This window comes from Parabacteroides merdae ATCC 43184 (assembly GCF_025151215.1).
Lineage (GTDB): Bacteria > Bacteroidota > Bacteroidia > Bacteroidales > Tannerellaceae > Parabacteroides > Parabacteroides merdae.
Map to the genome: position 1 here is coordinate 3,563,793 of NZ_CP102286.1, position 22,640 is coordinate 3,586,432.

The 22,640-nt window shown below is 48.1% G+C and carries 17 protein-coding genes, 1 tRNA gene and 1 pseudogene; 12 read left to right on the forward strand and 7 right to left on the reverse strand.

Features of this window, described 5'->3' with window-relative positions:
* Positions 1-18 precede the first annotated feature (18 nt).
* The 5 genes from NQ542_RS14585 to NQ542_RS14605 all read left to right on the forward strand — a co-directional run bounded on the left by NQ542_RS14585 (position 19) and on the right by NQ542_RS14605 (position 6,688).
* Positions 19-1,524 carry a THUMP domain-containing class I SAM-dependent RNA methyltransferase gene (locus tag NQ542_RS14585; RefSeq protein WP_005639733.1) on the forward strand — a complete coding sequence of 502 codons (1,506 nt, stop codon included), beginning with the start codon at positions 19-21 and terminating at the stop codon, positions 1,522-1,524.
* Positions 1,508-3,709, forward strand: coding sequence for a S9 family peptidase (locus tag NQ542_RS14590; protein ID WP_005639734.1), 2,202 nt, complete (start codon positions 1,508-1,510; stop codon positions 3,707-3,709). The genes NQ542_RS14585 and NQ542_RS14590 overlap by 17 nt, the downstream gene beginning before the upstream one ends.
* A 131-nt stretch (positions 3,710-3,840) precedes the next feature.
* Positions 3,841-5,112, forward strand: coding sequence for a phosphoribosylamine--glycine ligase (gene purD / locus NQ542_RS14595; RefSeq protein ID WP_005639736.1), 1,272 nt, complete (start codon positions 3,841-3,843; stop codon positions 5,110-5,112).
* A gap of 128 nt (positions 5,113-5,240) precedes the next feature.
* Complete coding sequence (locus NQ542_RS14600) at positions 5,241-6,254, forward strand: hypothetical protein (RefSeq protein WP_005649823.1); 1,014 nt, start codon at positions 5,241-5,243, stop codon at positions 6,252-6,254.
* Positions 6,239-6,688: a YqaA family protein gene (locus NQ542_RS14605; protein WP_005639738.1), complete on the forward strand. Its 450-nt coding sequence runs from the start codon at positions 6,239-6,241 to the stop codon at positions 6,686-6,688. Before NQ542_RS14600 ends, NQ542_RS14605 begins: the two co-directional genes overlap by 16 nt.
* Here NQ542_RS14605 and NQ542_RS14610 read toward each other — a convergent pair whose 3' ends face one another.
* From NQ542_RS14610 to NQ542_RS14635, 6 genes are all read right to left on the reverse strand, one after another.
* Positions 6,689-7,402, reverse strand: a complete 714-nt coding sequence (locus tag NQ542_RS14610) for a DUF5036 family protein (RefSeq protein WP_005639739.1) — start codon at positions 7,400-7,402, stop codon at positions 6,689-6,691.
* A gap of 68 nt (positions 7,403-7,470) precedes the next feature.
* Entirely contained in the window at positions 7,471-7,917 is a 447-nt protein-coding gene (locus tag NQ542_RS14615) for a helix-turn-helix domain-containing protein (protein ID WP_005639740.1), read from the reverse strand.
* Between the two features lie 203 nt (positions 7,918-8,120).
* Positions 8,121-9,425, reverse strand: a complete 1,305-nt coding sequence (locus NQ542_RS14620; RefSeq protein ID WP_005645259.1) for a S28 family serine protease — start codon at positions 9,423-9,425, stop codon at positions 8,121-8,123.
* 4 nt (positions 9,426-9,429) lie between these two features.
* A complete protein-coding gene (queG, locus tag NQ542_RS14625) occupies positions 9,430-10,437 on the reverse strand; it encodes a tRNA epoxyqueuosine(34) reductase QueG (protein WP_005649825.1) in 1,008 nt (335 codons plus the stop codon).
* Between the two features lies 1 nt (position 10,438).
* A complete protein-coding gene (locus NQ542_RS14630; RefSeq protein WP_005639748.1) occupies positions 10,439-11,047 on the reverse strand; it encodes a polysaccharide deacetylase family protein in 609 nt (202 codons plus the stop codon).
* Between the two features lie 2 nt (positions 11,048-11,049).
* The gene (locus NQ542_RS14635; RefSeq protein ID WP_005639749.1) at positions 11,050-14,289 is read right to left on the reverse strand and encodes a DUF2723 domain-containing protein; all 3,240 of its coding nucleotides are present in this window, start codon (positions 14,287-14,289) and stop codon (positions 11,050-11,052) included.
* Between the two features lie 1,136 nt (positions 14,290-15,425).
* On the opposite strand from NQ542_RS14635, the gene NQ542_RS14640 reads away from it, so the two are divergent.
* On the forward strand, positions 15,426-15,830 hold the full coding sequence (locus NQ542_RS14640; protein WP_036723859.1) for a hypothetical protein: 405 nt from the start codon (positions 15,426-15,428) through the stop codon (positions 15,828-15,830).
* A 127-nt stretch (positions 15,831-15,957) separates the two neighbouring features.
* Positions 15,958-16,592 (forward strand): annotated as a pseudogene (locus NQ542_RS14645) (hypothetical protein); the annotation flags it as partial.
* Here the strand turns inward: NQ542_RS14645 and NQ542_RS14650 are convergent.
* Complete coding sequence (locus tag NQ542_RS14650; RefSeq protein WP_005649828.1) at positions 16,589-17,062, reverse strand: arsenate reductase ArsC; 474 nt, start codon at positions 17,060-17,062, stop codon at positions 16,589-16,591. The pseudogene NQ542_RS14645 and the gene NQ542_RS14650 overlap by 4 nt on opposite strands.
* Before the next feature lie 355 nt (positions 17,063-17,417).
* Between NQ542_RS14650 and NQ542_RS14655 the strand changes: the two genes are divergently transcribed.
* The 5 genes from NQ542_RS14655 (at position 17,418) to NQ542_RS14675 (ending at position 22,555) form a co-directional block, all read left to right on the forward strand.
* Entirely contained in the window at positions 17,418-17,591 is a 174-nt protein-coding gene (locus NQ542_RS14655) for a hypothetical protein (protein WP_224204145.1), read from the forward strand.
* A gap of 129 nt (positions 17,592-17,720) precedes the next feature.
* Positions 17,721-20,453, forward strand: coding sequence for a DNA gyrase/topoisomerase IV subunit A (locus NQ542_RS14660; RefSeq protein ID WP_005639773.1), 2,733 nt, complete (start codon positions 17,721-17,723; stop codon positions 20,451-20,453).
* 28 nt (positions 20,454-20,481) lie between these two features.
* Positions 20,482-21,360: a DUF3316 domain-containing protein gene (locus NQ542_RS14665; protein WP_005639775.1), complete on the forward strand. Its 879-nt coding sequence runs from the start codon at positions 20,482-20,484 to the stop codon at positions 21,358-21,360.
* Between the two features lie 13 nt (positions 21,361-21,373).
* Entirely contained in the window at positions 21,374-22,390 is a 1,017-nt protein-coding gene (locus NQ542_RS14670; protein WP_005639777.1) for a S41 family peptidase, read from the forward strand.
* Positions 22,391-22,473: 83 nt separating this feature from the next.
* Positions 22,474-22,555 (forward strand) — tRNA-Leu (locus tag NQ542_RS14675).
* Positions 22,556-22,640 lie beyond the last annotated feature (85 nt).

Sequence of the window (22,640 nt, forward strand, 5' to 3'; positions counted from 1 at the left end):
GTTAACTTTCAACTTAAAATGAGCGAAACATTTGAAATGGTGGCTAAGACCCTTTACGGGTTGGAAGAAATCCTGGCCGGCGAGTTATTATCTTTAGGTGCCAACGATATACAGATTGGCCGCCGGATGGTTTCCTTTACCGGGGATAAGGAAGTGCTTTACAAAGCCAACTTCTATTGCCGTACGGCATTGCGTATCTTGAAGCCTATCTATCACTTTAAAGCTAAAGACGCCGATACTGTCTACAAAGAGGTTAAGAAGGTGAAATGGGAAAACTACATGTCTTTGGACAAGACGTTTGCCATCGACTCTGTAATCTACTCTGAAGATTTCAATCACTCCAAGTTTGTTGCTTATCGTACGAAGGATGCGATCGTGGATTATTTCATGGAGAAGGATCAGAAGCGCCCCTCTGTCCGTGTAAACAATCCGGATCTGTATATCAATATTCATATTTCACATAACGACTGTACGCTCTCTATCGACAGTTCGGGCGAGAGCTTGCATAAACGTGGTTACCGCGTGGACCAGACGGAAGCTCCGTTGAATGAGGTGTTAGCTGCCGGTATGATCTTGAAAACAGGCTGGAAAGGCGAATCGAATTTCGTCGATCCGATGTGCGGTTCCGGTACGTTGCTGATCGAAGCGGCGATGATCGCCTTGAATATTGCGCCGGGCGTGCATCGTAAGGAGTTTGCTTTCGAGAAATGGATCGATTTCGACCAGGAACTGTTCGACCGTATCTATAACGACGAGAGTCAGGAACGTGAGTTTAATTTCAAATGTTATGGTGCCGATATCAATCCGGCGGCGATCGAGATTGCCGAGAAGAATATCCGTAGTGCCGGCCTGATGAAATATATCGAACTGAGGACCCAGCCGTTCCAGCAATGCACGGAGGCTCCCCAGCCGGGCATCATGGTGACCAATCCCCCTTATGGAGAACGTATTTCCAGTCGTGATTTGTTGGGGTTGTACAATATGATCGGTGAACGTGTCAAACATGTGTTTACTGGCTATAAAGTATGGATTCTGAGTTATAAGGATGAATGCTTCGATAAGATCGGCTTGAAACCGAGTGAAAAGATGAAGCTTATGAACGGATCGTTGGAATGCGAATACCGTTGTTACGATATATTCGAAGGAAAAATCAAAGACTATAAGAAAGCACTGAACGAAGAAGGTGAAGCACGTCCTTCCCGCCCGGAAAGACCTTCTTTCGAACGTAAGCCGGACCGCTCGTCACGTCCGAATTTCCGTACCGACCGCATGGATCGTCCCGCCCGCCGTTTTGCTGCCGCGCATGCTGAGGACGACAACGAGCGGACACCTTTTATTCCCGGCAAACGCTATTTCGGCGATGACCGTGCAGATGGCCGTTCGGCTCGTAGGGATTTTGTCGGCAAACGTCCTGTCAAGAGACATTTTAAGGATGACGAGGAGTTTGGCGGTAAGAAAAAGTTCGGTGACCGTTCGTTTAAGAAACCATTCAAAAGAAGAGGAAAGGATGATTTTGAGGATTAATATTTTAGGTGTATTATGTGCTTTGGCACTTATAAATCCGTTGTCGATGATGGGACAAGACAAACAGTTTACTTTGCATGACTTGATTCCCGGTGGAAAGACGCAAAGTCGTTTTGTGCCTCGCAACTTGAAACAGTTGCAGTGGTGTGGAGACACATATCTGTATGTCAAGGGTGACAGCATGATGAGTGGAGAATCGACAAAGGCGGTGAAAGTCGCCTTTACTCGCCAGCAGTTGAACGAAGCGCTTGCGGTGGCCGGTGCGCAGTCGGTTGGCGGTATGCCCTTCTTCTCGGTTCCTTACAAAGATCAGCCGGTGCTTGCTTTTAATGCCAAGCACCATCGTTTCCATTACGATTTTGTGGAAAACAGGATTGTAAGCATGTATGATCTGAATGGTTCCTGGGAGAACTTCGACTTTTGTCCGGCCAATGGTTATTTGGCTTTTACGGAGGAGGACAACCTGAAAATCCTTTCGCCGGATAACGCTGTCAGTATCGTGACGGACGAAACGGCTGAAGGTGTTGTTTGCGGGAAGTCCGTTCATCAGAACGAGTTCGGTATCCATAAAGGGACTTTTTGGTCTCCGAATGGTTCGGCGCTGGCTTTTTACCGGATGGATGAAAGCATGGTGACGGATTATCCGTTTGTCGACATTACTGCCCGTTGCGCGAAAGCCGAACCGCACAAATATCCGATGGCTGGGATGAAAAGCCATGAGGTGACAGTCGGTGTCTACAACCTGGCGACCGGAAAAACCGTCTGGTTGAAAACCGGATTACCGAAGGAAAAGTATCTGACGAATATTACCTGGAGCCCGGATGAAAAGAGCATTTATATTGCCGAACTGAACCGGGATCAGAACGAGATGCACCTGGTACGCTATTCTGCCTTGACAGGTGATAAAGAGGCGGATTTGTTTACCGAAAAGAACGAACATTATGTAGAGCCGCAACATCCGGTGCTTTTCCTGCCGAACAATCCGGATCAGTTTATCTGGCAGAGCCGGCGTGATGGTTATAATCATTTGTATCTGTATAATACGAAGGGAGAACTGTTGAAGCAGTTGACGGAAGGCGAGTGGGAAGTCCTGGACATCCTCGGTTTCGATGTTAAGGGAAAGGCGTTGTTTTTCTCTTCCACAAGGCCGTCAATGCTGAGCTCGTTCAGTTATGGTGATGCTCTGTATGTCGGAACGTCACGCCTGGATCTGAAAAAGGGAACTTCTTACGAATTGACTTCGGGAGGTTTGCAAGGAGTTCATGCTACGCAACTGAGTGCTTCCGGTAAATATTTGATCGACAGTTATTCAGCTCCCGATGTTCCACGTGAAATTTCGATTATCGACGGACAGAAACGTGAAACTTTACGGACGTTGCTGACGGCGAAGAATCCGTACGAAGGTTATGCGATGCCGGAAATCGTTACCGGAAAAATCAAGGCGGCAGATGGTGTCACCAATTTGAATTTCCGTCTGGTAAAACCTGTCGGTCTGGATGAGACGAAGAAATATCCGACGATCGTCTATGTGTACGGCGGCCCGCATGCCCAGTTGGTAACAGGCGGATGGAAGAACGGTGTAGGCGGTTGGGATATCTATATGGCTCAACGCGGATATGTGGTTTTTACGCTTGATAGTCGGGGATCGGCAAACCGGGGACAGGCTTTCGAAAATGTCATACATCGTAATTTGGGTGTGAATGAGATGGCAGACCAGGTAAAAGGCGTTGAGTTTCTGAAATCACTTCCGTATGTCGATGCCGACCGTATCGGTGTGCACGGATGGAGCTACGGCGGCTTTATGACGACGAACCTGATGTGTTCGTATCCGGAACTGTTCAAAGTGGGGGTTGCCGGTGGTCCGGTGATCGACTGGAGCAACTACGAGATTATGTATGGCGAGCGCTATATGGACCGTCCGCAGGACAATCCGGAAGGTTATAGGAATGCCAACCTGAAATTGAAAGCAGGTAATCTGAAGGGACATCTGCTGTTGATCCACGGAGATATCGATCCGGTTGTTGTTTGGCAGCACAGCCTGGGATTCCTGAAAGCCTGTGTGGATGCGGATACATATCCCGATTATTTCGTTTATCCCCGCCATCTGCATAATGTGATTGGTAAAGACCGTCCGCATCTGTATGAGAAGATAACGCGCTACTTTGACGACTACCTTAAGGATTGACAATTGACAATTGAGAGAAAGAACAAAAATGAAATAACAAAGAAAACAATAACCATTAAAAAAAGATGATTGGGAAAGGATAATGACAAGTAATTGTCAATTGTCAATTGTCAATTGTCAATTATAAAAAAATGAATATTCTTTTATTAGGCTCAGGCGGCCGCGAACATGCAATAGCCTGGAAGATTGCTCAAAGTCCGAAAGTGGATCAGTTATTTATCGCTCCCGGTAATGCAGGTACTGCATTGGTAGGCACGAATGTAAATATCAAGGCTGACGATTTCTCTGCTATCAAGGAATTTGCCTTGGCAAATCATATCGGTATGGTGGTGGTAGGTCCGGAAGATCCGCTGGTGAAAGGGGTGTATGATTATTTCAAGAACGATGTCGCCCTGGCAGGTATTCCCGTGATAGGACCTTCGAAAGAGGGAGCGCAACTGGAAGGCAGCAAGGACTTTGCGAAGGCCTTCATGATGCGCCACAACATTCCGACAGCCCGTTATAAGAGTATTTCTGCCGGAAATTTAGAAGAAGGATACGCTTTCCTGGAAGAATTGCAGGCTCCCTACGTATTGAAGGCCGACGGTCTGGCTGCCGGTAAAGGTGTGCTGATTCTCGACACGCTCGAAGAAGCAAAGAAGGAGCTGGACGATATGCTGGGGGGTATGTTCGGCGATGCCAGCAAGACGGTCGTGATCGAAGAGTTCCTGGACGGTATCGAATGTTCCGTGTTTGTGATGACGGATGGCGAGAGCTACAAGGTGCTTCCGGTGGCAAAAGACTATAAGCGTATCGGCGAAGGCAATACAGGTTTGAATACAGGTGGAATGGGAGCCGTTTCTCCGGTTCCTTTTGCCGATGAGACGTTTATGCAGAAGGTGGACGAGCGTATTATCCGTCCGACGATCGAAGGGCTGAAAGCGGAAAATATCGACTATAAGGGTTTCATCTTCCTTGGTCTGATCAATGTGAAGGGCGAACCTATGGTGATCGAATATAATTGCCGCATGGGTGATCCGGAAACGGAAGTTGTCATGTTACGTATCCAAAGCGACTTGGTTGAACTGTTGGAAGGTGTGGCCGAAGGTAATTTGGGCAGTCGTACATTGGTTCACGATCCGCGTGCGGCCGTAACAGTCATGCTGGTAAGCGGCGGTTATCCTGAAGCGTATGAAAAAGGAAAGGTTATCAGTGGCCTGGATAAGGTTCCCGCCGAAAACATCATTTTCCACGCAGGGACAAAAGCTGCCGATGGGCAAATCCTGACCAGTGGCGGTCGTGTCATCGCTGTCAGCTCTTACGGAGCCGACAAGGAAGAAGCCCTTGCCCGATCTTTCGCCGGTGCCAAGCTCATCGATTTCGAAAAGAAATATTTCCGTAATGATATCGGATTCGATTTATAAATTGTTGTCATAAATGCTGATTTATGGGGTGAGCTAACAGACGATTCAAGCCTTGTGTGTTGCAGGCTCTCTTTTGCCTCGTCTGTTGGCTCGCATGTAAATCAGCATTTATCTATTCCTGATCAGAAATGCGAGTAGCTTATAACAAATATTCCCGTCGATTCGACTTCTCCGCGCCACCGACATTCGTGCCGGTCTTATTGGCATGTATTGCCTGTTGGGTGGTCAGTTATTTGTACTCCGTGGGCTATCCTGTCTATGGCGAGGTCTCGGCTACTCCTCTCTGGAATACGATTTGCCAGACATTGCCAGGCAAGGAGTTTACCTATATTATCGGGATGGCGTTGATGTTCGGAGGGGCTTTCCTATTGCATCGTGCGAACTATGTACTGGTGTTGATACGGGAGAAGACGATGCTGCCCTTCCTCTTCTATGTCCTGTTCATCAGTACGAATCCCGACTTCTTTCCTTTGAAATCGACTTCGGTCGGTGTTTTCTGCCTGATTCTGGCTATTTACCAACTGTTCACGACCTATCATGATCCCGAGGCGAGAGAGAAGGCCTACAGTGCCGCCTTGCTGATCGGTATAGGCAGTCTGCTTTGGGTTCATTTGCTGTGGTTTTTGCCGTTGTTCTGGCTGGGGATGTATAATTTCCGTTCGCTGACGTCCCGTACCTTTATCGCCTCTTTGTTAGGGGTGGCGACGGTATATTGGTTCCTGTTGGGGTGGTGTGTCTGGCAACGGGATTTCACGCTGTTCAACGTCCCTTTCTCGACGCTTTTCAAGGTGCGCCTCTTGGCGACGGACGGAATAGTGTTGCTGGATTGGATCAGTATCATGGCGATTGCCCTGTTGACAGTTGTCGCTTCCCTGAATATTGTCATGCACGATACGGAGGATTCGCTTCGCTCCCGTCAGTTTCTCTCGTTCCTGATTGCGATGTCCGTATGGGCGTTCAGCCTTTATTTCCTCTATGATCAGGTTTCGGAAGAATTTTTGGAAACAGCTTGCGTGCCAGCCTCTATCCTGATCGCTCATTTCTTTACGGTGACACGTGGCAAGATCGTGTTTTGGTCGTTTTTTACAACTGTGGCAGTCCTGGTTGCCACTCTATTCATTCGTATATGGAATTTCTTATAGAATACGGATATATCGGTGTGTTCATCGCCTCTTTTTTGGCTGCTACCGTTTTGCCGTTCAGCAGCGAGGTCGTTCTAACCGGAGTGTTGTTGGCGGGAGCGGCCTACTGGCCTTGTATGATTGCGGCTACGTTAGGTAATTTCTTAGGTGGCATGAGTTGTTATTGGCTGGGTATGCTGGGCAAGGTCGAATGGATAGAGAAATATCTGAAACTGGATGCCGTCAAATTGCAGAAAGTGCAGGATTGGATAAAAGGGAAAGGTTCCTGGATGGGCTTTTTCGTTTTCCTTCCCGGTATAGGCGATTTTATCGCCGTGGCGCTCGGTTTTCTCCGCGCCAATATCTGGATCGTGGCTGTCTCGATGTTTCTCGGAAAGGCGATCCGATATTGGGTTTGGATGGAATTTGTCTATAAAGTACAGGGAATGTTCTGATTATTCCACTTTGACATATATTTTCGTATACACCTCGTTATGGCGGGCGTAAATGGCATAATTTCCCCGGATGTCGCTCCACGAAGGCAGAAGTGTGACTTTCAGTATGCCGCCTTCGGTCGTAATCTGAAAGAGGTCTTCGAGGTCGCTATCGTAGCTGAACTCCGTGTCTTTGGGAAATTCCCGGACAATCTCGTCTTCATAACCGCTTACCACTGTCCCGATCGTGCTGTCGTAGGCGGGTAACCCGTCTGCTTCGGGATTGATCAGGGCAAACTGGATGACAGCGCCTACTCTTTTCTCCTCTTTCATGATCTCGGATCCGACATAGAATTGGTAGTAGTCTCCTGCCAGCGCCAATGCGAATTTTCCCGATGGAAATTGCTTCACGGCTTCTTCCTTGAAAGCTTGGTAGAGGTGTCCCGGCGTTACGGCTGCTTGATAAACCAATCCGTTGCCGACTTGGGGCGGAATGACTTTTCCAATCCCTTTCGACGGACCGATTTCGGCGATCAGGCATTCGTTTGTTTGAAAGTTGTTTGCCGCGTTGATATAGATGTCCGAATTGCCCAGACGGGTCGCTCCATTCTCCACATCGAGCATGTTCAAGGTAGTTGCATTGTTGATTTCAGGAGCCGAATCGTCGTCCGAACAAGAAAAAGCCGGTAACAGGAATGCTGCCAGCAAGAGCTGGAACAAGAAATTCTTTTTCATTTCTTCTTTATTTATAAGTTAGACAATAGGTAAAACATGCACAAAGGTATTTATATTTTCCTGAAAAGCTAATCATTCCCTTTATATTTCGCCCGCCAATGGGACGGAGGTATGCCGACACGCTCGATGAAGGCGCGACTGAAGGTTTTCACCGAACTGTAGCCCATTTTCGTCGCCACTTCGCCCAAAGGCCAGTCCGTATGGAGCAGGACGTCGCGGATGGCCACCCAACGGTAGGCTTCGAGCCATTCGTCTGTAGTCACCCCGGTCAGTACCCTCAGGCAGCCGGACAGATCGACTCGCGAGACGCCCAATTTTTTTGCATAGAAAACCGGATCATGATTCATATAATGATGAACCATCGAGGCGAAAAGGTCCAAAAATTCGTTGCCCGTTCGTTTATGGAAAATGATACCCGATTGTACGCCTTGCCAGCGTTCCGCTTCGGTCGCTTCCCGGCCGCAGAAGGAGATAAAGATATCTTTGGGAGTGTATAGGGGGTATTTTGTGTCCATTTTTGTATATATTCGTTTGTTTATAGCTTATACAAGACCGACGGATTCGTTCAAGGGGCAATTAGAGAACGAATCTGCCGGTTATAATTCGTTAACCGGATAATTGTAGAATGAATATGGGAGTTATGATTCATTCGCTAAATGCTCGTTAAACGAATCTGTTGATCATAATTCGTTCTACAATTAATTGAGAAACGAATCCGCTATTCTGCCAGCCATTTGTTAATCTGTGTCAGTATCTTTTCCTTCATGTCTTCGGGCATGTTGCCGATACGGGCGCGGTGGCTGCCTCCGGGTTGGATGTAGACTTGTTCGTTTACCTTGCCTTTGAAGATCGGGACGCGGGTGGCGCTCCACGGGTCTACTTCGCCATAGATAAAGATCATCTTCGGATCGTTGTCACGGAGGAAATCATAGACTTTGTGGTAAAGTTCGGGGCGGTATTCAACTTTGTCGACCAGCTCTTTCGGCAGCATGATGCGGTTCAGGTATCCCCGGCTGCTGTCGATTGTCAGGTATTTCCTGAACGGTTTCGTGTCATAGCCGTAATAACCCAATTCGCGGGCAGCTTGTACGAAGAAGGAGATATTCGGCTGGTTTTCGGCAAAATAGTCGGGCCCGCTGATGTCAACCAAATGATAAAACAGTGTCTTTGCATCGGATGTGAGCGGCGGGATCACGCTGGTCGGCGTACCCCATTGCCAGAGGGCGAACGGGTATTCCAGGACGCAATAATCCAATACTTCGGCTATCGGAATGCGGAATTCCAGCTTCTTGTCCTTGCAGAACTTTTCCAGCATCGGGACGATTTCGTCCTTGTGTTTCAATATTTCAATCTGGAAAGCTTCGATCTTCTGACGGTCTTTCTTCGTGCCTACTTTGCGGAGGAACGGTTCGTGGCGCCCGTCTTCCACACCGCGGTTCAAGGGGGCTACGTAGGGAACGGAGAAGTCTACGTCGTCCGGAAACCAGGCACGGTACAGGCAAGTGGTTTGTCCGCCTTTGCTGATGCCGGTGCTGACCCATTTACCGGTGTACAGCTCTCGGAATGTTTGGTTGACGTTATGCAGGTCGTAGGCCGAGTTCTCTGCCGTCAGGTATTCCCAATTACAGGGGGTCGGGGTGGATTCGAGGAAATAACGGTATTCCACGAATACCATATTGGCATCGAGCAGCTTCGACAGCTCTTCCTGATAACGAGGGTTCAAGGCATACGCCGCACCATATCCTTCCGTGACCAATATGGTCGGGCGGTCGAAACCGACGTGGGCGACGATCACGCGTTGCGTGAATGTTCCGGCTGCCGGGTTCTTATGGTCGACAGGCTGTGTGATGCGTACGAGATATTTCTCGGCATAATGGTCCGATTCCAGCTTCTCGATGCCGCTGATTCCTTTCAGCCCTTCCAATTTCTTTTGTAATTCCTGTGCGTTACCTGCAAATGCGACTGTCAGCATCAACAGGAATGCGACGAGGCATGGCGATAAGGTTTTCAATGTCCTTCTCATGGTATTAATCTTTTAAGTTATGTATATTTCGTATCAATCCTTCGTATTTGGCTCTTTTGACCGCCGATTTGGCAAATATACGATTATAATCCTCACGGGAAAAGACCTTTAGATCCTCTTTTCGAAGAGAAAGCAAAGTCGGTTTCGGACGGAATGCCTCTATTTGGGTCGGGCGGGCGAAACGGTTCCAGGGGCAGACCTCCTGGCAGGTGTCGCAACCGTAGAGGCGGTTACCGAGTCGGGAAGCCTGTTCGGTGGGGATTTCTCCGCGGTTCTCGATGGTGAGATAGGAGAGGCATTTGCGGGCATTCAGGTGGCGGGGGCCTTCCAGTGCTCCTGTCGGGCAGGCATCCAGGCAACGGCTACAACTGCCGCAACGGTTCTTCTGCGGTGTGTCGTACTGGTCCGCTTCGAGGGTGGTGACGATTTCTCCCAAGAAGAAGAAAGAGCCTTTTCCGGGAATAATCAGGTTTGTGTTCTTCCCGATCCATCCCAGTCCGGCTTTCCAGGCCCAATAGCGTTCGAGGATGGGAGCTGAGTCGGTGAAAAAGCGGGCGGCTGTTACGTCTGCCTGTTCCGTTCCCGCGCTTGACGCGGGATCGCAAAAGAACTGCCCGTTGCGATCCATTCCTTTCCCGTCCGTCTCTATGCGATCCCGCGCGGGGCGCGGGAACAGGGCGGTCCATAGCTCGCTCAACATCTCTTTGACGACGAGATGGTAATCCTTCCCGTAGGCGTAGTAGGCGATATGGGGCGCTTCGGGTGGAAGTTTCTGCTCCGGATAATAGTTCAACGCCACGGATATGACTGTCTTGGCTCCTTCCACCAATCCGGCGGGATTCAACCGGATCTCGCGGTGGTTCTCCATATAGGCCATCCCTGCATGGTTGCCCTCCTTTAGCCATCTGTCAAAAAATAAGGCCTCGCTGTCTGCGGCCGCTACTTGTGCGATCCCGCAGGCATCGAAGCCGATCTCTTTTGCTTTCTCTTTTATTTCGATAGCTGGAAGCATATTAAAACACTTTGAACTCATACCCTTGTTCCTGTAGCCATTCGATGGCCCTGGGCATCGCTTCGCGCATGTTGCGTTCGGCTTTCAGCGAGTCGTGAAAGACGATTACGGAACCGTTGCGGGTATAGTTCTTCACCACGTTGAAGACACCGTTCGGTGTCATGTGCGGACTGTAATCGCGCGTCACCACGTCCCACATGATGATCCGGTAATGCCTCCTGAGTCCTACCACCTGTGGGAAACGCATGTGTCCGTGGGGCGGACGGAACAGGTCGCTTTTTATATATTCGGCAGCCTTTTCCACATTCGCCAGATAGTTCTTGGTCCAGAAGCGGATACCTTGAATATGGTTGAAAGTGTGGTTGCCTACACGATGCCCCCTGTCCAGTACCATCTGGTAGATGTCCGGATGTTTGCGGACGTTGTCCCCGACACAGAAGAAGGTCGCCTTCACGCCATATTTGTCTAATATATCCAATACCCAAGGGGTAACCTCGGGGATCGGACCATCGTCGAAGGTGAGATATACACACTTCTTCTTTGCCGGAATCCGCCAGATTACCCCTGGAAACAGAGCCCTGTAAAACCAGGGCGGTTGTTCTATAAACATATCTATTCTCTGCGCACCGATTCGTAAGCCATACGGTAGTTGTCAAACTCTTCCTGGTATTTCTTGTTGAATTCGGGGTTGTAATGTTTGTTGATTAACAATACTTGATTCAAAACCTGCATGTCCTGTAACAGTTCTGTTTCTACGGACGCCAACTGCACCGGGTTCAAGCGGAAGTACCAGTTTATGTTACGCATCATGTTATCGGCGATGCCTGTAAATATTTCTGCCGCTTTTTCTTTCTGGCCCAGCACATAATAGAGTTCACCGGTTGAAAGAGCCGTGTAGTCGAGCGGGACATTTTCCGGCGGCAACACCTGCATACATTTGTCCAATACTTCCAAAGCCTTGTCGTTCTTGCCTTCTTTCACCAATGCTTCTGCCAACTTGTTGAACAGCATCATGCGGTAGCTCTTGCACATGCGCATTACATTTTCGTCGATGTAAACGCCTGGCTTGTCTACGCCGCCCCATTTGAATTTGTTCATCACGTTGTCGTACATTTTGTCGGTGTTGACTGCTTTGTTGGCATTTTTCGGAACGACCTGGTAAGCGAGACCGGTCTGTTCGAAGTAGCCGTCCAGGTTGACGAACTGATCCGGGCTGACCGTGATCGCGTAGTACATAGGACGTTCGAAATTGTTGGTCTGCAACATGTCGAGGATCGTCAGTTCCTGTTTACCCAGCGCATTCTTTCCGGCGAGGTTGATCATCATCTGGTCTACCATGCCGTCTGTCTTACCGCCTAAGATCTTGGCGCCGGCGACCGAGTCGACTTTGTAGTACAGTTTGTCGGCCGGGATATAATCGAGTTCCTGGTTGATACCCGGAATCTTCTTGAACTTCGGATCATCGCTACGGACAAAGTTCAAGGCCGTGTTCAGGTCGATCGAATCTTTTGTCAACGGGAATACATAAGCTGCATCGCGGGTCCCTTGTATATACTGGTCGCGTGTCCAGGTGATCGGCAGCGGAGCGGACTCGTAAGCCTGTTTCTTCATCTGGTCGATATACCAGTCTGTTTGCAGGTAGCTGGTGTTACATACGCGGACATCGGTACGGACGCCTTCTACCTCCTGGGCATACCACAAGGGGAATGTGTCGTTGTCACCATTGGTGAAGATGATGGCATTCGGCTCGCAGGATTCCAGATAGTTAGAACCGAAATCACGGCAGACATAGCGGCCTGAACGGTCGTGGTCGTCCCAGTTTTGTCCGGCCATCTGGATAGGTATGAACAAGCAAAGCACGGTTGCCACCGATCCGGCGATGACCGGATTCAGTTTGCCGTATCGCTCCAGTCCCTTTGCCAGTGCCGCGACACCGAACCCGATCCAGATACAGAACGCATAGAACGATCCGGCATACGCATAGTCTCGTTCACGCGGCTGATATGGCGTCTGATTCAGATACAGAACGATAGCCAGACCAGTCATGAAAAACAGGAAGAAAGTCACCCAGAAACTCTGGATTCCTTTTTCGCCCGAATAAGCCTGGAACAGCAAACCTAAAATACCTAACAGCAACGGCAGCATATAATAGACATTGTGCCCTTTATTATTGATAATATCGAACGGCATATCTTTCTGCGGGCCCACCAGAACTTCGTCGATAAACGGAATGCCGGTAATCCAGTTGCCGTTCAGCACCTCTCCATTTCCCTGGATGTCGTTCTGACGGCCGGAGAAGTTCCACATGAAGTAGCGCCAGTACATAAAGTTCAGCTGGTAGGAGAAGAAGAACTTCAGGTTTTCCGCGAATGTCGGTTTCATTACGCTCTTCATCTCTCCGCAATAGTTATATTTCACCGGTTGGCCTTTTACCTGCGCCCATTCCTTATAGGCCTGTACATGGCGCGGATCGGAGCTGTACATACGCGGGAACAGCATGTTCAGTTCGTCGACATATTTGTATTCCTGATCGGTGCGGGACACGAAATAACGGTCTTTCTCGTTTTTGTCCTTCTTGATCACACGGCTCCAGGTCGGTTCGCCTTCTGTCGTGACAGGTACGCAGCTTCCTCCCTGGTTTTCGCGCTGTACTTCCGAAACGTAGGTCTGCCCATAAAGAAGCGGGGTTTTACCGTACTGTTCACGTGCCAGATAGGTACGCAACGTAAAGATATCGCTCGGCGCGTTCTGGTTCATCGGCGTATCGGCCGTTGCACGGATCAGTGTCAGTGCATACGAAGAATAGCCTACAACGACTACCATCAGGCAGACCAGGATCGTATTCAGCGTCTTGATATCCACCTTCTTGCTCTTGAACAGGTACAGGCTTAATGCAGCAGTCAGAATGACCGCCAAAACATAACCGCTACCGATAAACGGAATACCGATCAATACGACCGACAGGATGAAAGCGATCTTCATGCGTGTCGGATGGATCTCGTCGCGCATGGTTTCCCAGATAGACCAGATCAACACGCCTGCCACAATGATCACATAAGCGAATACCCCGGAATTGTAAGGCATGCCTAAGACATTGACAAACAACAGTTCGAAATAGCCGCAAACCTCGACCAGCCCCTGTACGACACCATACATCATCAGCGCAACGATGGCGAAGGAAGCGAGCAAAGCAACCAATGTACCCTTCATCGTCGGGTTCGGGAATTTCTTATAGTAATATACCAGCACGATAGCCGGGATACACAGCAAGTTCAGCAAGTGGACACCGATACTCAACCCCATCAGGTAAGCGATCAGTACGATCCAACGGTCTGCATGTGGTTTGTCGGCAACAGCTTCCCACTTCAGGATTAGCCAGAAAACAACGGCTGTAAAGAGTGATGAATAGGCATACACTTCTCCTTCCACGGCACTGAACCAGAACGTATCACTGAATGTATAAGCCAGTGCTCCGACCAGACCGCTACCCATAACGGTAATCATCTGGCCTAAAGACGCTTCTTCTCCGTCTTTCACCATGATCTTGCGGGCAAGGTGAGTGATACTCCAGAAAAGGAACAAGATCGTCAGTCCGCTAAACAAGGCGGACATCGTATTTACCATCTTCGCCACTGTGGACGGATCGGATGCAAGTTGTGTGAACAGGTTGGCCGTCAACATAAAGAACGGTGCTCCGGGCGGATGCCCTACTTCCAGCTTGTAAGCTGAAGAAATGAACTCACCGCAATCCCAGAAGCTGGCAGTGGGTTCCATAGTCATCAAATAGACGGTTGAAGCGATCGCAAAAACGATCCAGCCCAACACGTTGTTGATCAATTTATACTTTCCCATACTTTGTATAAAGTGTAATAATTAATTGTCTTAATTCTGTATCCTCACACGGATAGTCGGCCGCAAAGGTAAGCATTTACGTTTAATACCAACGTCCTGATACGCTATAAATTGTGTGGAAGAGATTAGAAATATATTAAAAGAATCCGTTGAATGACAGTCTGAAATCTGTCAGTTTGCCGACATTCGGATGGTGGCAAACTGACATTTGCGGACAGGATTCCATTTAAACTACTCTGTTTACCGTCCCTTCGAGTAAGGCGTTATTATAGTTTGTGTCAACAGCCGCCTGTACCGCACCTTGTCGGCTGTAATGTTATATGCGAATCCGACCAGACTGTTGCTTGCGGATTTTTCAGCCTCTCGTTTTGACGAAAATGAACCTTGAGCCATTTACTTATTCCAAGAAATGGATCGGTATTACATTTTTTAGGCTACCTTTGACCGTTGCAGATATTTACTTGCATTATAGCATCTTTTACCACTATCATTCTACCATCATACTAAATTGGCAAAATACGGTTCTTCATTCTACAAAAGCCCTCTCTTCTTTTAGCGAAAACAAGCAGATAATTCCGTAAACATCCCCATGTTGCCATCCTTTACATCCGGGTGTAGGGAGCTGGTACATCCGGGTGTAAAAGGGGGTAACATGGGGGTGTCCGGCAACTAAAGTACCGTGCCGGAGAATGAAAACCACCCGGTTTTACCTATTTTATAGCCGTTTTTACATAAAATAATCGAGTGATTTGCAGAGATGGGGATCTGGTGTTTATTGTTTGTTTTTATTTGTAATATGTCGATATACAGATATGTATAAGCGGAATGCCTGTTCTCCATCCAAGTTGCCAGTGATAGGGTTGTGATACTGTAGTGATAGAGAAAACGGGCATATATCACAAATAAAACAAGTTGAATATCAATTGGTAAAAAGGAATCAGTGATACAGTGACAGAGGAAATGGGAAAAACTTTGGTTCTTCGTCACTTCTGCAAGGGCTTGAAATAGCGGGTCATCCGCTTACGCTCATGGTCAATGTGAGTAAGTTCCGCTGCAGAAATACCGCGTGTCAAAGAAAAGTCTTCAGCGCCCCCCTCTCTCCGCTGGCTTCTTCGCACGCGCGAAATACCCGGAAAGTGGAGGAACGCATCCGGAGCATATCCTTGAAGACCACTTCCCGTATCGCCAGTAATCTGCTGCATGAACAAAACATCGTCTGCAGCCAATCTTCTTGCCTGAGACGTGCCAATGTCCGTATACTGGTTGCGGACAGCATAGGGTTACAGAGCCCATCTCAGTCGGTGCAATGGTCCGTAATAACTTCGGCAAACGTCGAATGCAAAGGAAATACTGCCGTTCTCAGGAAAGACGGTAAATCTTTTTCCTTGAAGATTGTTTCGCCTGTCTATGCTTCTTTTACGACAAGGGCGGCAAAAAGAGGAACGGAAGCAGAGAAACCGATAGAGGGATATACGATCCTATCTGCATCGGTATCAGGTGACCCTGTACAGGTGATTAAAGTTCTCCTGTCGGGAGAATAGAAGAGTAGTTACATTAAAAATAAATCATGGTAAAAGTGAAGTATTTAATGGGCATGGTACTCAGTGTTGCGTTGATTTCCTGCGGGGGGGGACAGGAGACGGGTTTGTTGAAGAGAACGTAGAATTTGCCCGTAAACAGATCAAAAACATCAAGTGGAACCATGATGTCGGTTTTATGATCTATTGCAGTTTTGGGAACGGTTTGCGTCTGACGGGCGATCCAGAATATAAGGAGGTGATTGTTGAGGCTGCCCGTTCCTTGTCCACCCGCTTCCGTCCGGTGGCAGGGATTATCCAGTCGTGGGATGTGGATAGAGGATGGATTTCGGAAAGGGGTTGGGAGTGCCCGGTGATTATCGATAATATGATGAACCTCGAGCTGTTGTTTGCCGCTACACGGTTGTCCGGCGACTCAACTTTCTATAAGGTTGCCGTTTCGCACGTCGACCGCACTATGAAAGAACAATATCGTCCGGATGGCAGTTGCTATCATGTGGTGGATTACAGTATGAAAGACGGTTCCGTACGCAATCGCCATACGACACAGGGATATGCGCACGAATCGGCGTGGAGCCGTAGACAAGCTTGGGGTATTTACGGTCTGATGCTGTGTTATCGAGAAACTTCTTGCTGATGCATTGTGTCGGAAGCATTCCGCATAATGGAGAAATAGATGTCCCGTTGAACTATGCCGACTATTACTTCTTGGAGGCTTTGAAGCGGAAACGGGATATCGAGCAGAAGGGCTCCAAAGGCTGCTAATTGCATCTGCAAAACCGGTTCGCGCCACAGGTACAAGTCGGTCCGTATCCGCCGTTTTGTATTTCGTCGCAGTACAGGTCGTACATTTTCATTTTGATTTGGTTGCTGATCCGACGAAATTCATTAGCAATGGATTCAGGCGTGCCTTTCGCACGTGTCGGGTTGTAGAAATTGCTGTGTATCAGATTGCGTACTTTTCCTGTGAAAGCAGGACAGTTTTCTTCCGCATCTCTGCTGACGGTGATTACATAGTCCCAAGGTTCATCTATATATTCTTCTACAGCTTCTGGTTTATGATGGCTGATATCGATGCCGGAGGATGCCAGTGTCTGGACGGCGAGCGGATGTACCTCTATGGCCGGACTGATTCCGGCGGAACAGACTGTGAGTGATTTGTCGAATGATTGCAACCAGCCTTGCGCCATTTGGCTAAGGCAGCTGTTGTCGGAGCAAAGAATCAATATTTTCATCGTTTTCTTTTTATCGTTACGGATGCAAAAATAATAAATGCCGGGCTTTGATGACTTTACAGTAAATTGATTTTGTTTATCGCATGAAAGATATTTTCTATATATGTTCGTTATTGTTTGCTCTGGCAGCTTGTCTCTTGTGAAAAACAGGTAGCCTCTTTTCCTGATCAATGAAGTTGTCGAATCTCTTTTACTGCTGCGTTTGCCCTATGCGTTTGTACTGGCTGGGATGCAGAAGAATTGGGTTAGGGATGTGTTGGAAGAGAAAATACGGTATTATGGAAGAAGGATGAAATATTATATGTGACCGGTTGTTGTTATGCCCAGTCGGGAAAACCTGTATATGTTGTCCGTTATGTACAAACATAAGCGAATCACTGTCGGTGTGGGAATGGGCAACCCGTTTGTCGATAACTACAAGCGGATTAATGAAACCTGGAATTTCCCGTTTGGACGGAACTATCAGAGTGGTGGAAAGAAAATCTGGAATCAGGATACGGATACTGGCGTGATGAATACTTCCAAATAATGAATTTTTGCAGGCCTTGTCTTGTTCTTTTTATTATTTCGGCAATATTTCGTATATTTACAGCCTATTATGGCTTATGAGCAATTACCGCAGAGCCCGGGATGATGCAAAAGATTTGGATAGAGATATATGAGACCAGAAGATATTACTGAACAGGACGAAAACGGAAAAATAAAAGATACGGAAGGACAACTGGCTGCTGATGAAAACAGGAATGAGACTGTCGAAACAGAAGTAAGCCAGGAGACACATTCGGAATATAAGATACCGGGCAAATCGGAAAGCCGGGTATCTTATCATTTGTCGGGTATGTATCAGGATTGGTTCCTCGATTATGCCTCCTATGTGATTTTGGAGCGTGCCGTTCCGCATATCAACGACGGGCTGAAACCCGTACAACGTCGAATTTTGCACTCAATGAAGCGGTTGGACGACGGACGCTACAACAAGGTGGCGAACATTGTCGGACATACCATGCAATTCCATCCGCATGGCGATGCTTCCATCGGTGATGCACTGGTACAACTCGGACAGAAAGACCTGTTGATCGACTGCCAGGGAAACTGGGGTAATATCCTCACCGGTGACGGTGCTGCGGCTCCGCGTTATATAGAGGCGCGCCTCTCCAAGTTTGCGCTGGAAACGGTCTTCAATCCGAAAACGACTCTCTGGCAACTTTCCTACGACGGGCGGAACAAGGAGCCGGTGACGCTTCCCGTCAAGTTCCCTTTGCTGCTGGCGCAAGGTGTGGAAGGTATTGCCGTAGGGCTTTCTTCCAAAATATTGCCGCATAATTTCAACGAACTTTTGGATGCCTCCGTCGCTTATCTGCGGGGGGAAGAGTTTACCCTGTATCCCGATTTCCAGACTGGCGGGTATATTGATGTCTCAAAATATAATGACGGCGAACGTGGAGGTTCCGTAAAAGTACGTGCCAAGATTACGAAACTGGACAACAAGACGCTTGTCATCAGCGAGATCCCTTATGGAAAGACAACCTCTACTTTGATCGAATCGATCCTGAAAGCAAACGATAAGGGAAAGATCAAGATCAAGAAAGTGGATGATAATACGGCTCGTAACGTGGAGATTCTCGTGCATCTGGCTCCGGGTGTATCTTCCGACAAGACGATCGACGCGTTGTATGCTTTCACGGATTGCGAGATCAGCATTTCGCCGAACTGTTGTGTCATTATGGACAACAAGCCGCACTTCCTGACGGTAAGCGATGTGCTGAAACATTCGACTGACGACACGCTGCATCTGCTCCGTACCGAACTGGAGATACAGAAAGGGGAACTGGAAGAATCGCTCTTCTTTGCCTCCCTGGAAAAGATATTCATCGAAGAACGTATTTATAAAGACAAGGAATTTGAGGAGGCGAAAGATATGGACGAGGCGATTGCTCATATCGACCGACGTCTCGATCTGTTCAAACCGCACTTTATCCGCGAAGTGACTCGCGAAGATATCCTGAAACTGATGGAGATTAAGATGGGACGTATCCTCAAGTTTAATACGGACAAGTGTAATGCGACTATTGCCCAATATAAGGAAGATATTGCCAAGATCGACGATCATCTGGCGCATATCGTCGATTATACGGCTGACTGGTTCATGATGCTGAAAGAAAAATACGGCAAGAACTATCCACGTATGACCGAGGTGCGCAACTTCGACACGATCGAGGCGACCAAAGTGGTTGAGGCGAATGAGAAACTGTATATCAACCGTGCCGAAGGATTTATCGGGACAGGTTTGAAGAAGGATGAATTTGTCTGCAACTGTTCCGACATCGACGATATTATTCTTTTCTATCGCAACGGTACATACAAGGTTGTGAAAGTGAGCGAGAAAATGTTCGTCGGAAGGGATATCCTTTACCTGAATGTGTTCAAGCGGAATGATAACCGCACGATCTATAATGTGATCTACCGAGATGGAAAGGTGGGTTATAATTATATCAAGCGTTTTGCCGTAACAGGTGTGACACGTGATAAAGAATATGACATTACCAAGGGAACGGAAGGTTCGCGTATCCTTTATTTCAGCGCCAATACCAATGGCGAAGCCGAGACGGTGAAAGTGATCCTGAAGCCGAAACCCCGCCAGAAGTTGTTGGTGTTCGAAAAGGATTTCAGCACGATCGCGATCAAAGGACGCGGTTCGATGGGGAATATCCTGACAAAGGCGGATGTGCATAAGATCAGCCTGAAGCAGAAAGGGAGTTCGACACTAGGAGGCCGTATGGTTTGGTTTGACCGTGATGTGTTACGCCTGAATTATGACGGGCGTGGAGAAGAGTTGGGCGAGTTCCAGAGTGACGATCTGATCCTGGTGATCCTTCAGAATGGCGATTTCTATACGACCAATTTCGATTTGAGCAATCATTACGAACCTGATATATTGAATATTGAGAAGTATGATGCGAATAAGGTTTGGACGGCAGCCCTTTACGATGCCGACCAGAAGTATTACTACCTGAAACGTTTCCAGCTGGAGGCTGGAAGCCGCAAGCAGAATTTTCTCGGCGAGAACCCGAAAAGCCGCCTGATGCTGCTTACCGACGAGGCCTATCCGCGAATCGAGGCAGTGTTTGGCGGGCATGACGCTTTCCGTGAACCGCTGGTGTTGGATGCGGAAGAATTCATTGCCGTGAAAGGATTCAAAGCGAAAGGAAAACGTATTTCGACTTTTGATATAGAGACGATCAACGAACTCGATCCCGTCCGTTTTGCTCCGGCGGAACAACCGCAGGAGCAGAATGACGACGATGGAGAGGATCCAGATCTCGATCCGGATGCCGATAAGAGTAACTCGGATATTATTGATGAGATTACCGGGCAAATGAAGCTTTTTTGAGAATGAATAATTAAAAACGAATGATTTAGTGGCAACTGTTAAACGTCAACTATTAATTGTTAATTCCCTCTGCCTTCTCTTCTTTTGCCTCGCTTTCCCGGCAACCGCTCAGGCAGAGGACGTACCCCGCTCGATCAATGAGAGCACTATGGTTGGGATCGGCGGTTATAATTTGAGGGACACCTATCTATCGCCCAGTACGGACATTAATTATACGGGCTGGGTGGCACGGGTCCTCAATGAACGGATGAAGATCGTTCGGTTGGCAGACTATAATGTGTCCCGCCAGCAACTGATCAACGTGGAGTTCGGTTCGACCCGCAACGGCGCGGAGACGGCAAACGAATATGCCGGATTTGTGGACTACAGTCTGGGTTATCATTACCGTTTTCCGCAAGTGCTGTCCGGATTAAAGGTCTTGACCGGGGCATCCGCACGTCTTTCAGGTGGTTTTATCTATAATACGCGTAACAGTAATAATCCGGTTTCCGGCAAGGCGGATTTCGACTTGAATCTGTCAGCCATGGCGATCTATAATTTCAGGATCAAGGATTTTCCGCTCACGCTCCGTTATCAGGCGGAGATACCGTTTGCCGGTGTGCTCTTCTCAGTGCATAAAGGCGAACCCTATTATTTCTTGACGCAAGGCAGTGCGGACGGGGTTGTGCGATTCAGTTCGTTCCATAATAAGTTTGCGATGAAGAATTATTTCACGCTCGACATTCCGGTATCGAGCTTTACGGTCCGTGTCGGTTACCTGAACAGTATGTACCGGACGGATGTGAACAGCATCAAGACTCATGTCCTTTCCAATTCGTTTATGATCGGGCTTGTGAAAGAGTTTGTTTCTTTCGGAGGCAAACGGTTGAAGAGCGAGCGATATCGGTACAAAAGCGCATACTATTAAAGATTTATGATTTATGAAGCCTTTCTTCTTTTTCCTCTGTTTTCTCTTTCTCTTCGGTTGCGAGAAAGCGACAAAATATAACTCGTCTCCCCGTGATAATTTCGAGGCGCTTTGGCGTATCATGGACGAGAATTACTGCTTCTTTGCCTTCAAGGATGTGGACTGGGACGATGTGTATGACCGCTATAATCTGCTTGTTAAAGACACGATGAACCAGTACGAATTGTTTGATATCCTCGGAAAAATGCTTGCCGAGGTGAAAGACGGACATACCAATCTGATCTCTTCTTTCGATATGTCCCGTTATTGGGCTTGGTATGAAGATTATCCGGCTAACTTCTATAAAGAAATACAGGACAATTATCTTGGTACGGACTACAAGATTGCCGGGGGAATGAAGTATAAGCGTCTGGCGGACGATCAGATTGGATATGTCTATTACGGTAGTTTTTCAAGTGGCGTGGGTGAAAACAACCTCGATTATATGTTTGCGCATTTCAAGGAATGCAAAGGATTGATATTCGATGTGCGCGACAATGGGGGCGGTTCCATGCTCTATTCCGACCGCATCGCCTCGCGTTTCCTTGAGGAAAGGATTCTGACGGGTTACACGCAATATAAGAAAGGAAACGGGCATAACGATTTTACCCAGCCCAATCCGGTCTATCTTTCCCCGTCTGACCGCACTCGTTGGTTGCGCCCGGTCATCGTCTTGACTAACCGGCATTCTTACAGCGCTACGAACGATTTTGTCAATGTGATGCGTCTCCTTCCGCAAGTCACGGTCATGGGTGACCGTACGGGAGGTGGCAGCGGCCTGCCTTTCAGTTCGGAATTGCCGAATGGGTGGAGTGTCCGTTTCTCGGCTTGTCCGGTCCTGGATGTGAACAAACAGCACACGGAGTTCGGAATCGATCCCGACACCGCGGTAGCCATTACGGGCGAGGATATCATGAAAGGACGGGACACGATTATAGAGGCGGCGATAGGGTTGTTGCTGGCAAAGGGGGATTCGGCCATCTCATACTAAACTGGCGTGAAAACGAAAATTCATTTAAATCCTATGGCAACATTTGCATATTAACAGAATTTGTTTACCTTTGCAAACGCAATGCGGCTGTGGTGTAATTGGTAGCCACGTCAGACTTAGGATCTGATGCTTCACGGCGTGGGGGTTCGAGTCCCTTCAGCCGCACAAAAGAGTTTGTTCGATTGAGAGCAAGCTCTTTTTTTATTTGTCGGATGTTCCTATCTTTGTGTCCTTGTCAAAATAATGAATA